Here is a 10,840-nt window from a genome sequence, read left to right on the forward strand (position 1 = left end):
AAATAAGAAATGACTGCCGGGTAGGGCTAATGCCTACCGGGCATCTGTAGGGTAATATATTCGTTGGACTCAATGTGAGGTATTAATTGTGAAAAATAAAAACACGTTTTTTAATATTTGTGCGTTAGCCGTGGCGGCGACTCTATTAACAGCTTGCGCGGGTTCATCAAAACAAGAAAGCACCGGCGGTTACATTGACGACAGCGTGATCACCACAAAAGTGAAATCTGCATTACTTGCTGAAAAATCCATTAAATCCACAGCTATTGGCGTTGAAACCTTTAAAGGCCGCGTACAGCTTAGCGGTTTCGTCTCTTCTGCGGCAGAAGCCAATAAAACCGTTTCAGTCACCAAATCGGTTAAAGGCGTGAAGGCCGTTGAGAACGATCTGATCGTGAAGTAATAACCAAACTGAACTTCAATTAAGCAGGAAAAGGGCGTTGTCATTTTCCTGCTTATGCTCATTTCAAAAAATGAGTTTTTGATCGTATTTAAAAATCTGCGTCATAAGTAATCGTTATTGGACTGGCATGCGGTTGTTCGATTTGATGTTACAAATATGTAACTCACAACCAGGAAGCCGAGCATGTTCACCATCAAAACCGACGACCTTTCGCACCCGGCGGTGCAGGCATTAGTGGCCTATCACATTTCAGGCATGCTGGAACAATCTCCGCCAGAAAGCAGCCACGCTTTGGATGTACAAAAACTCCGTGACCCGACCGTGACATTTTGGTCGGCATGGGAAGGGGAGCAATTAGCTGGAATTGGTGCGTTGAAAATGCTGGACGATGGGCATTGCGAGCTGAAATCCATGCGCACCGCGACGGAGTTTTTACGCCGTGGCGTGGCGAATCAGTTTTTGCTGCATATTCTGGACGTGGCGCGTGAACGGGGTTTCCAGCGCATCAGCTTAGAAACAGGTACTCAGCCAGGGTTTGCGGCCTGCCATCATCTGTATCTCAAGCATGGCTTTGTCGATTGCGAACCGTTCGCGGATTATCAACTCGACCCGAACAGCCGATTTATGACGCTGGTTTTGTGAGTATTTCGTAGGTCGGGTAAGCGTAGCGTCACCCGACGTTTTCTTGGCAAGTTCGGTGGAGAGTCCGAATCCCAGAAAGCAAAAAACCAGCCCTTAGGCTGGTTTCTTTAAATAGTGGTGCCCGGACTCGGAATCGAACCAAGGACACGGGGATTTTCAATCCCCTGCTCTACCGACTGAGCTATCCGGGCAACGGGGCGCATTAAACCGTAAAGGCCGTTTGGCGTCAACGGCTTTGTCATAAAAAAGGTGTTAAATGCGTTTAACTGCCTGCTTTTCATTCAGATTGGTGAGAAAAGCATTCATCAGGTTAATGCACCACCTTGTCGGCACTGTGCAAAGCGCAGAATGTCTTCGGCCAGATGACGAGCGGTGTCGATATCTGCCTGGCTGCGTTTCACCAGCAAACGGCTCAGGCAACCTTCCAGCACCAGTTCCATTTGATGCGCCACCATCGTTGGGTCGTCCACTTCCATTTGCATCAGCATTTCATGGGTGAATTCCCAGGCAGCCTTTTTCTGCTGATCCGCCAACTGATGAATCGGGTGCGATGCATCGGGGTAGAACGTGCAGGCGGCGATAAACAGGCAGCCAGGATAGCGATGGTTGCTGACACATTCGGTCAATGCTTCGTAACGCTTGAGAATCTTTTGCTCGTTGGACAGCTCATCGTTAAGCACCAGCTGACGACGCCAGATATCCACTTGCTGACTCAGATAGCGCAGGGCGTCATAAAGCAACGCTTCGCTGTTGGGCCAGAAATTCCTGATCTCATTAACGGGATAGTCTGCTTCAGTTGCGACCATCTCAAGGGTGGTGCTGGCAATGCCTTCACGTTCAAGGACGTGTAGGGCGTGCTCAAGTACGTCTTCGCGTTGCACGGTATTCTCCTCCGTCGTTCAACGGTTTGTCCCACATTAGTGTTGTTTACTGCGCGTGTTTCTGCAAATGCGTACGGAAAGCTTCGGCATTCATAAAACCGGTAACGCGAGCTTGAGAATGTTCCTGCCCAGTTGTATCAAAGAACAGAATCGTTGGCAGCCCTAAAACCTGTAAATGCTTTAACAATGCGACATCTTGCGCATTGTTGGCGGTGACATCGGCCTGCAATAGCACTGTATTGGCCAGTTGCTGCTGCACCTGCGGGTCGCTAAACGTGTATTTCTCGAACTCTTTACAGGCCACGCACCAGTCGGCGTACAAATCGAGCATCACCGGTTTGCCTTTGGCATCAGCAAGCGCTTTGTCGAGCTGCTCAACGTTGGCAATTCTGGTGAAGTTAAGATGCGCCTGGCTGGTGGCGACGGGCGCACCAAACGCCCAGTCTTGCAGCGGTTTTGCTGATACTAACGCCGCACCCAGCAGGATTATTTGCACCACGCGCATCCACGATTTTGTCGCCCCGAGGCTGGTAATAAATGCCCAGCCGAAGAACGCCACGCCAAGCAATCCCCACAACCGAATGCCCCACGAGTCTCCAAGTATGCGTTCCAGCAGGAAAACCGGCAGGGCGAGGATCACAAAACCGAAGGCGATTTTGACGGTTTCCATCCACGGGCCACTTTTTGGCAGCAAGCGGTTGCCGAATACGGTGATCAGCATCAGCGGCAGGCCCATACCCAGTGCGTACAAATACAAGGTGCCGCCGCCCAGCCACATGTTTCCACTCTGGGCGATGTACAGCAGGATGGCGCTCAGCGGCGCGGTGGTGCACGGCGAGCAAATCAACCCGGCCAGTGCGCCCATGGCAAATACGCCGCCTGCGGAACCCCCTTGCTGGCGGTTGCTCATCAACGTAAGACGCGTTTGTATCGACGATGGCAATTGCAGGGTGAACAGGCCAAACATGGAAGCGGCGAGCAGCACAAACAGCGCTGACAGGCCGATCAGCACGTATGGGTGTTGCAGCGCGGCCTGGAATTGCAGGCCAGCCGCCGCGACCACAAGGCCGAGCGCGGTGTAGGTCAATGCCATGCCTTGCACGTAGACGAAGGTCAGAAGCAGGGCGCGGGCGGTGGATAAACGCTGTTTGCCGCCGAGCACGATGCCGGAAATCAGCGGGTACATCGGCAGGACGCAAGGCGTGAAGGCGATGCCGATGCCGATTAAGAATGCCCAAAGTGCGGAGAACGGGAGTTGAGTGGGTTCGGTGTTGTCAGCGCCCCTCTCCCCAGGGGAGAGGGGGAGGGATGGCGTCGCGGTCAGCTCAGGGGAGGGGGAGGATGATGTTTGTTCCCTCTCCTGGGGGAGAGGGTTAGGGTGAGGGCGACCCTCATCCACCGCCACAAATTCACTCAGCGGCACCACGCGCGTCTCTGGCGGATAACAGAACCCCGCCTCGGCGCAGCCCTGATACGTCACGCTCACCGTCGCGCCTTTAGCCGCAGATTTCACCGTCACCGGCAAATTCAGCCGCTCCGTGTAAATCTCGGTTTTGCCGTAGAACTCGTCTTCATGCCAGGTGCCTTTCGGCAATTCCAGCGGTGCCAGTTCGGTCTGCGACGGATTAATTTTGATTTGCTGACGATAAAGGTAGTAGCCCGGTTTTATCTGCCAGTTCAGGTTGAGCTGGTTTTCCGATTGCTGAAAATCAAAGGCAAAAGCCTGGTCGACGGGAACAAACTGAGGTTTGCTCTGGTTGTCGAACAGACCGGCGAAAGCGTGTGAACTGAAGAGCGCAAAGATTAGCGCAAAGATGCGTAGAGCCATGAGAGGTATTCACTATCTCCGTGGGTAACTGGCAGAACCAGTAGTTCAGGGGTTTGGTATGGGTGATGCGATTTCAGGCAAGCCAGCAGGGCTTCCTGGTGCTCGATGTCGCTTTTGAGCAGCATCTGCACCTCATACTCCTGTTCCATTTTCCCTTCCCAGTAATAGAGCGAAGTAGCACCGGGCAGCAAGGTGACGCAGGCCGCGAGCTTTTCAGCCAATACAAGGGCGGCAAGTTCCTGAGCGGTGGCTTCGTCCGGGGCAGTACAAAGGATGACAACAGCCTGGGTAGTTGGCATAGCTAACCTCGTCTCTGGGGAAGTGCGGTTGACTATAGCATGGAGGAGCGAGGGGAGGTGTTAAACGGGCCGCGAGGCGACCCGTGTTTTGAAAGATTTACAGAACCAGACCGCCGACAACAAAGCCGAGGATCACGCATAGCGAAATCGCAATCACGCCAGGAATCAAGAACGCATGGTTAAACACGTACTTACCAATACGGGTTGAACCGGTGTCGTCCATTTCCACCGCTGCCAACAGAGTTGGGTAGGTTGGCAATACGAACAACGCAGAAACCGCAGCAAAAGAGGCGATAGCGGTGAGTGGGCTAACACCCAGCATCAGAGCCGCTGGCATCAGCGCTTTGGTGGTTGCCGCCTGGGAGTACAGCAGCGTCGCGGCGAAGAACAGCACTACCGCTAACATCCACGGATAGCTTTGCAGCAGGTCGCCAGCAACCGCCTGGATATCCTGAATGTGGTTTTTGACGAAGGTATCGCCCAGCCATGCCACGCCCAGCACACAAACGCAGGCGCTCATGCCGGATTTGAAGGTGCTGGCATTGAGGATTTCACCGGTGTCGATTTTACAAGTCAGGCAAATCAACGTGGCGATAGTCAGCATGAAGACCACAATCGCTTCGTTACGCGGCAGAATTGGGTTTTGGATCAGGCCCACGGTGTCGCTGATGGCGGTGGCGTAGAACATCACCGCCACGATACCTACCAGGAACAGCAGCAGGGAGCGTTTAGCGTGAGGCTTAAGCTCGAACACGCTGCTGCCACGCAGTTTCACTTCACCTTTGGCGAGGCGTTCCTGGTAAACAGGATCGTCTTTTAGTTCGCAGCCGAGGAAGTTACAGACGATAGCGGTCAGCATTACTGCAACCAGCGTGACTGGAATACAGATGCCAAGCAGCGTCAGGTAGCTAACGCCCAAAGGCTCCAGGATACCGGCGAAGAACACCACCGCCGCAGAAATCGGTGAGGCGGTAATCGCGATTTGCGAGGCGACAACGGCGATGGAAAGTGGGCGAGACGGGCGAATGCCTTGCTCTTTCGCCACTTCGGTAATCACCGGCAACGTGGAGAACGCGGTGTGCCCCGTTCCGGCCAGAATGGTCATAAACCAGGTCACCAGCGGCGCCAGGAATGTGATGTATTTTGGATGGCGACGCAGCAGCTTTTCGGCGAGGCTCACCAGGTAGTCCATTCCGCCTGCCACCTGCATGGCAGCAATCGCGGCGATAACAGCCATGATGATTTCAATAACATCGAACGGAATTGCGCCGGGTTTGACCTGGAAGAATAGCGTTAAAACCAACACACCAAAGCCGCCAGCAAAGCCAATGCCTATGCCGCCAAGCCTGGCCCCTAAATATATCGCGAGTAGCACGATAACAAGTTCTGCTCCAAACATGATTTCCTTCCTTGTGTTTGATTATTTGAAAATTATTTGTTGTGTTTTTGTTGTGAGTGCAAATGAAAAAGGCACGTCCAATGGACGTGCCTTTTATAAACTACCGAGGTCGATTACTGTTCATTTTCATCGGTATAGCGTTTCGCTTTGTAGACCGGGTGCATCAGGTTATTGATGGAGAAGATATCGTCCAGCTCAGCTTCAGTCAGCAGGCCGCGCTCCAGGACAACTTCACGCACGCTCTTGCCGGTTTCAGCACAAATCTTGCCGACGATGTCACCGTTGTGGTGGCCAATAAACGGGTTCAGATAAGTGACGATACCAATCGAGTTGTAGACGTAGTTCTCACACACTTCTTTATTAGCGGTGATGCCGTTGATGCATTTTTCCAGCAGGTTGTAGCAGGCGTTGGTCAGGATGTGGATGGACTCAAACATCGCCTGGCCAATCACTGGCTCCATCACGTTCAACTGCAACTGACCAGCTTCGGAAGCCATGGTGACGGTAATATCGTTGCCAATCACTTTGAAGCAAACCTGGTTAACGACTTCTGGAATTACCGGGTTCACTTTGGCTGGCATAATAGAAGAACCGGCTTGCAGCTCTGGCAGGTTGATTTCGTTCAGGCCGGAACGCGGGCCGGAAGAGAGCAGGCGAAGGTCGTTACAGATCTTCGACATTTTCACTGCCAGGCGTTTGAGCGAGCTGTGCACCATCACGTATGCGCCGCAGTCGGAAGTCGCTTCAATCAGGTCTTCGGCTGGAACACACGGCAGGTTGCTGACTTCCGCCAGTTTCTGCACGGCTAATTGCTGATAACCGTCTGGCGTGTTCAGGCGTGTACCGATGGCGGTCGCGCCGAGGTTCACTTCCAGCAGCAGTTCTGCGGTGCGCAGCAGGTTGCGGGTTTCTTCATTCAACAAGACGTTGAAGGCATGGAATTCCTGGCCCAGCGTCATTGGCACGGCGTCTTGCAGCTGAGTACGGCCCATTTTCAGCACGTTTTCAAACTCAACCGCTTTGCGTTGGAAGCCGTCGCCTAACTGATTGATGGCATCAATCAATTTCACAATAGAGGCGTACACCGCGATACGGAAACCGGTTGGGTAGGCATCGTTGGTGGACTGGCATTTGTTGACGTGGTCGTTCGGGTTCAGATACTGGTACTCACCTTTCTGGTGGCCCATCAGCTCAAGCCCAATGTTGGCGAGCACTTCGTTGGTATTCATGTTGACGGAAGTACCGGCACCGCCCTGGTAAACGTCCACCGGGAATTGGTCCATGCACTTGCCGTTATTCAGCACTTCATCGCAGGCCTGGATAATGGTGTTTGCGATGCTTTTCGGAATGGTTTGCAACTCCTTGTTCGCCATTGCCGCTGCTTTCTTAACCATAACCATACCACGTACAAATTCAGGTATGTCACTGATTTTGTTGTTGCTTATGTAGAAGTTTTCAATCGCTCTCAGAGTATGAACACCATAATAGGCATCCGCTGGCACTTCCCTGGTACCCAACAAATCTTCTTCGATACGAATGTTATTTAACATGTGAACCTTCTTAATTAAAGCTGCCATTGATTGATCATTGCACACACAGGATCTCTGGTTGTGCGATGAATAGACCGACGATTATGTCCATATTCGGTCTACGTGCCGTGATGATATGCTGATGATAGCGAAATGCAGTAATCTGGATCACTTATTACAGGTACTGTTACATAACAATTATTAATATGTGATGCCGATCAATTGTTGAAAATTTCCAAAAAAATAATGCGGCACGAAGATTGATTTTTGGCTAAGGCGTCGCCATCTCTGTGACTAAGCAAAATTGCTGCCCTATTTTCGCAAGTGCCTGATGGCGCTTGCCCAACTACAGGAGTCTACGGTGCGCTGGATACCGTTAATTGCCGTCTTTCTCTATGTTTACATAGAGATTTCATTGTTTATTCAGGTCGCTCATGTGATGGGTGTTTTCCTGACTTTGGTGCTGGTGATATTCACCTCAGTTATTGGTATGTCCCTGGTTCGTAACCAGGGCTTTAAGAATTTCATGCTGATGCAGCAGAAAATGGCCGCAGGTGAAAGCCCAGCCGTTGAGATGATTAAAAGCGTTTCGCTGATCATCTCCGGCCTGTTGTTGCTGTTGCCTGGTTTCTTCACCGACTTCCTCGGTTTGCTGCTGTTGCTGCCGCCGGTACAAAAACATCTGACGTTGAAACTGATGCCGCATTTGCGTTTTTCACGTACACCGGGCGGCGGTTTTAGCGCAGGCACGGGTGGCGGTTCAACGTTCGATGGTGAGTATCAGCGTAAAGATGATGCGCCACGTCAGCTTGACGATCGCGATAATGACGATCGTCACAATCGTTAAAAATCGAAATTTTTTTTGTTTTCCCCCCTTGAAGGGGGGAAGGCTCATCCCCATCTCTCACGTCACCAGCCGATAACCCATTTTGGACCGGCGTTACCCAAACAAATCGATACTGACTTTCTCAAAGGAGAGCTATCACATGAGCATTCGTCCATTACATGACCGTGTCATCGTCAAACGTAAAGAAGTTGAATCTAAATCTGCGGGCGGCATTGTTCTGACTGGCAGCGCAGCAGGCAAATCAACTCGTGGCGAAATCATCGCTGTCGGTAAAGGCCGCATCCTGGAAAACGGTAACGTGCAACCGCTGGACGTTAAAGTCGGCGATATCGTGATTTTCAACGATGGCTACGGCGTTAAAGCTGAGAAGATCGACAATGAAGAAGTGTTGATCATGGCAGAAAGCGACATCCTGGCAATTGTTGAAGCGTAATACGCGCAATAACTGAACGAACATAAACGAATTTAAGGAAAGTTAAGAATGGCAGCTAAAGACGTAAAATTCGGTAATGACGCTCGTGTGAAAATGCTGCGTGGCGTTAACGTACTGGCAGATGCAGTGAAAGTTACCCTCGGTCCTAAAGGCCGTAACGTTGTTCTGGATAAATCTTTCGGTGCACCGACTATCACTAAAGATGGTGTTTCTGTAGCGCGTGAAATCGAACTGGAAGACAAGTTCGAGAACATGGGTGCGCAGATGGTTAAAGAAGTTGCCTCTAAAGCGAACGACGCTGCGGGCGACGGTACTACCACTGCAACCGTGCTGGCTCAGTCCATCATCACTGAAGGCCTGAAAGCTGTTGCTGCGGGCATGAACCCAATGGACCTGAAGCGCGGTATCGATAAAGCGGTTATCGCTGCGGTTGAAGAGCTGAAAGCACTGTCTGTTCCTTGCTCTGACTCTAAAGCTATCGCTCAGGTTGGTACTATCTCTGCTAACTCCGACGAAACCGTGGGTACTCTGATTGCTGAAGCAATGGAGAAAGTGGGCAAAGAAGGCGTTATCACCGTTGAAGAAGGCACTGGCCTGCAAGACGAGCTGGACGTTGTAGAAGGTATGCAGTTTGACCGTGGCTACCTGTCTCCGTACTTCATCAACAAACCAGAAACCGGTTCTATCGAACTGGACAGCCCGTTCATCCTGCTGGCTGACAAAAAAATCTCCAACATCCGTGAAATGCTGCCAGTTCTGGAAGCCGTTGCGAAAGCAGGCAAACCACTGCTGATCATTGCTGAAGATGTTGAAGGCGAAGCGCTGGCTACGCTGGTGGTTAACACCATGCGCGGTATCGTGAAAGTGGCTGCTGTTAAAGCACCTGGTTTCGGCGACCGTCGTAAAGCAATGCTGCAAGACATCGCTATCCTGACTGGCGGTACCGTTATCTCTGAAGAGATCGGTATGGAGCTGGAAAAAACGACTCTGGAAGATCTGGGTACTGCTAAACGTATCGTTATCAACAAAGACACCACCACCATCATCGATGGCAACGGTGAAGAACCTGCAATTGCAGGCCGTGTGTCTCAGATTCGTCAGCAAATCGAAGAAGCAACTTCTGATTACGACCGTGAAAAACTGCAAGAGCGCGTAGCTAAACTGGCTGGCGGCGTTGCAGTAATCAAAGTCGGTGCGGCTACCGAAGTTGAAATGAAAGAGAAGAAAGCACGCGTTGAAGATGCCCTGCACGCTACCCGTGCTGCGGTTGAAGAAGGTGTGGTTGCCGGTGGTGGTGTTGCGCTGATTCGCGTGGCTTCTAAACTGTCTGAACTGCGTGGCCAGAACGAAGACCAGAACGTGGGTATCAAAGTTGCGCTGCGCGCAATGGAAGCTCCACTGCGTCAAATCGTTCTGAACTGCGGCGAAGAGCCATCAGTTGTAGCTAACACCGTGAAAGCGGGCGACGGTAACTACGGTTACAACGCAGCAACTGAAGAATACGGCAACATGATCGACATGGGCATCCTGGATCCAACCAAAGTGACTCGTTCTGCTCTGCAGTACGCAGCATCTGTGGCTGGTCTGATGATTACCACCGAATGCATGATCACCGATATGCCAAAATCTGACGGCCCTGACTTAGGCGGCGCAGGTATGGGCGGTATGGGTGGCATGGGCGGCATGATGTAATTGCCCTGACACCCATGTGCTAGTCACATCGTGTTAAGAAAACCCTCAGGCAGAAATGCCTGAGGGTTTTTTCTTTTTGGTCGCAGTCTGGTATAAGATCTCACCGGGCGAAGACGGCCCGCTACTTTTCAAGACAGCATTGATAACGGGGAACAACATGCGCATTAAAGTTTCAGCAGGAATGGCTGTAGCAGCGCTGCTGCTGGCAGGCTGTAGCACCAGCAATGATCTTTCTGCTGGTGGGCAGGGCGTCCGTTTCGTTGAGGATAAGCCAGGCAATGAATGCCAGCTATTAGGAAATGCGACCGGTGAGCAAAGCAACTGGTTTTCCGGGCAGCAGGGCAGTGAAGGCGGTTCTATGCGTGGCGCGGCAAATGCTTTGCGTAATAACGCAGCGGCAATGGGTGGCAACGTGCTGTACGGCGTGAGCAGCCCGAGCCAAACCTTGCTGTCGAGCTTCGCTCCGACGGCCAGCACTATGACTGGCCAGGTTTATAAGTGCCCGAACTGATTTTGTTGTAGAACAACCCTCTCCTGGGGGCTGTTTCTTATACACAACTCGCCCTGGCAATTTTGTCAGGGTGAGATCTTTAAGCCTCGCTGGTTTTCCGTTCACCCGAGCGTTCAGTTATCTCTTTCATTCCAGAAAACGGTGAACGAATCAAGGGGTTAACGCCAACCCCTTGATAATCCAGGCGCCCGGTCATTAAATTGCCGCTGCGCGGTAAACCCCAGCTTATCCCCAACATCAGGGTCGTTCGCGACTCGTTCCCGACGATCGCTCTCTTTCGCTGCTCCCGGCAGCTCAACCCTGACTTATGGGGAACACTGGGGCAATTTATACCGGGAACAAGGTCAAAACCGGCTCGGTGCTGGTCTTTTGGTTT

12 protein-coding genes and 1 tRNA gene are annotated in these 10,840 nt (G+C 51.8%); 6 read left to right on the forward strand and 7 right to left on the reverse strand.

Annotated features, from left to right (window positions below; translation table 11 throughout):
* The first annotated feature begins 88 nt into the window (after positions 1-88).
* Together D6029_RS10575 and D6029_RS10580 are read left to right on the forward strand one after the other, a co-directional pair.
* On the forward strand, positions 89-403 hold the full coding sequence (locus D6029_RS10575) for a BON domain-containing protein (RefSeq protein ID WP_034492695.1): 315 nt from the start codon (positions 89-91) through the stop codon (positions 401-403).
* 183 nt (positions 404-586) lie between these two features.
* Positions 587-1,045 carry a GNAT family N-acetyltransferase gene (locus tag D6029_RS10580; protein ID WP_120064721.1) on the forward strand — a complete coding sequence of 153 codons (459 nt, stop codon included), beginning with the start codon at positions 587-589 and terminating at the stop codon, positions 1,043-1,045.
* 115 nt (positions 1,046-1,160) lie between these two features.
* Here the strand turns inward: D6029_RS10580 and D6029_RS10585 are convergent.
* The 6 genes from D6029_RS10585 to aspA form a co-directional block, all read right to left on the reverse strand.
* Positions 1,161-1,236: transfer RNA gene (locus tag D6029_RS10585), tRNA-Phe, on the reverse strand.
* A gap of 114 nt (positions 1,237-1,350) precedes the next feature.
* The gene (locus D6029_RS10590; protein ID WP_120064722.1) at positions 1,351-1,926 is read right to left on the reverse strand and encodes a transcriptional regulator; all 576 of its coding nucleotides are present in this window, start codon (positions 1,924-1,926) and stop codon (positions 1,351-1,353) included.
* A 46-nt stretch (positions 1,927-1,972) separates the two neighbouring features.
* A complete protein-coding gene (locus tag D6029_RS10595) occupies positions 1,973-3,754 on the reverse strand; it encodes a protein-disulfide reductase DsbD (protein WP_120064723.1) in 1,782 nt (593 codons plus the stop codon).
* Positions 3,730-4,053, reverse strand: a complete 324-nt coding sequence (cutA, locus tag D6029_RS10600; protein WP_034461116.1) for a divalent cation tolerance protein CutA — start codon at positions 4,051-4,053, stop codon at positions 3,730-3,732. The genes D6029_RS10595 and cutA overlap by 25 nt, the downstream gene beginning before the upstream one ends.
* 97 nt (positions 4,054-4,150) lie before the next feature.
* Positions 4,151-5,452 carry an anaerobic C4-dicarboxylate transporter gene (locus D6029_RS10605; RefSeq protein WP_120064724.1) on the reverse strand — a complete coding sequence of 434 codons (1,302 nt, stop codon included), beginning with the start codon at positions 5,450-5,452 and terminating at the stop codon, positions 4,151-4,153.
* A gap of 113 nt (positions 5,453-5,565) precedes the next feature.
* Complete coding sequence (gene aspA / locus D6029_RS10610) at positions 5,566-7,002, reverse strand: aspartate ammonia-lyase (protein WP_120064725.1); 1,437 nt, start codon at positions 7,000-7,002, stop codon at positions 5,566-5,568.
* Between the two features lie 340 nt (positions 7,003-7,342).
* Here aspA and D6029_RS10615 point away from each other — a divergent pair, with 340 nt between their 5' ends.
* The 4 genes from D6029_RS10615 to D6029_RS10630 all read left to right on the forward strand — a co-directional run bounded on the left by D6029_RS10615 (position 7,343) and on the right by D6029_RS10630 (position 10,464).
* Entirely contained in the window at positions 7,343-7,828 is a 486-nt protein-coding gene (locus D6029_RS10615) for an FxsA family protein (protein ID WP_120064726.1), read from the forward strand.
* Between the two features lie 139 nt (positions 7,829-7,967).
* The gene (locus tag D6029_RS10620; protein WP_120064727.1) at positions 7,968-8,261 is read left to right on the forward strand and encodes a co-chaperone GroES; all 294 of its coding nucleotides are present in this window, start codon (positions 7,968-7,970) and stop codon (positions 8,259-8,261) included.
* Between the two features lie 48 nt (positions 8,262-8,309).
* Complete coding sequence (gene groL / locus D6029_RS10625; protein ID WP_120064728.1) at positions 8,310-9,953, forward strand: chaperonin GroEL; 1,644 nt, start codon at positions 8,310-8,312, stop codon at positions 9,951-9,953.
* Positions 9,954-10,092: 139 nt separating this feature from the next.
* Positions 10,093-10,464 (forward strand): DUF4156 domain-containing protein, encoded by a 372-nt coding sequence (locus D6029_RS10630; protein ID WP_272482839.1) that lies wholly within the window; start codon positions 10,093-10,095, stop codon positions 10,462-10,464.
* Between the two features lie 79 nt (positions 10,465-10,543).
* Here D6029_RS10630 and D6029_RS22595 read toward each other — a convergent pair.
* The coding region (locus D6029_RS22595) for a hypothetical protein (protein ID WP_208642678.1) at positions 10,544-10,840 on the reverse strand (297 nt) is incomplete at its 5' end.

Source organism: Buttiauxella izardii (assembly GCF_003601925.1).
GTDB classification, from domain to species: domain Bacteria; phylum Pseudomonadota; class Gammaproteobacteria; order Enterobacterales; family Enterobacteriaceae; genus Buttiauxella; species Buttiauxella izardii.

Coding starts and splice junctions, on each gene's coding strand:
- D6029_RS10580 (WP_120064721.1), top strand. CDS start 587: ATGTTCACCATCAAAACCGACGACCTTTCGCACCCGGCGGTGCAGGCA.
- D6029_RS10595 (WP_120064723.1), bottom strand. CDS start 3,754: ATGGCTCTACGCATCTTTGCGCTAATCTTTGCGCTCTTCAGTTCACAC.
- cutA (WP_034461116.1), bottom strand. CDS start 4,053: ATGCCAACTACCCAGGCTGTTGTCATCCTTTGTACTGCCCCGGACGAA.
- D6029_RS10605 (WP_120064724.1), bottom strand. CDS start 5,452: ATGTTTGGAGCAGAACTTGTTATCGTGCTACTCGCGATATATTTAGGG.
- aspA (WP_120064725.1), bottom strand. CDS start 7,002: ATGTTAAATAACATTCGTATCGAAGAAGATTTGTTGGGTACCAGGGAA.
- D6029_RS10620 (WP_120064727.1), top strand. CDS start 7,968: ATGAGCATTCGTCCATTACATGACCGTGTCATCGTCAAACGTAAAGAA.
- groL (WP_120064728.1), top strand. CDS start 8,310: ATGGCAGCTAAAGACGTAAAATTCGGTAATGACGCTCGTGTGAAAATG.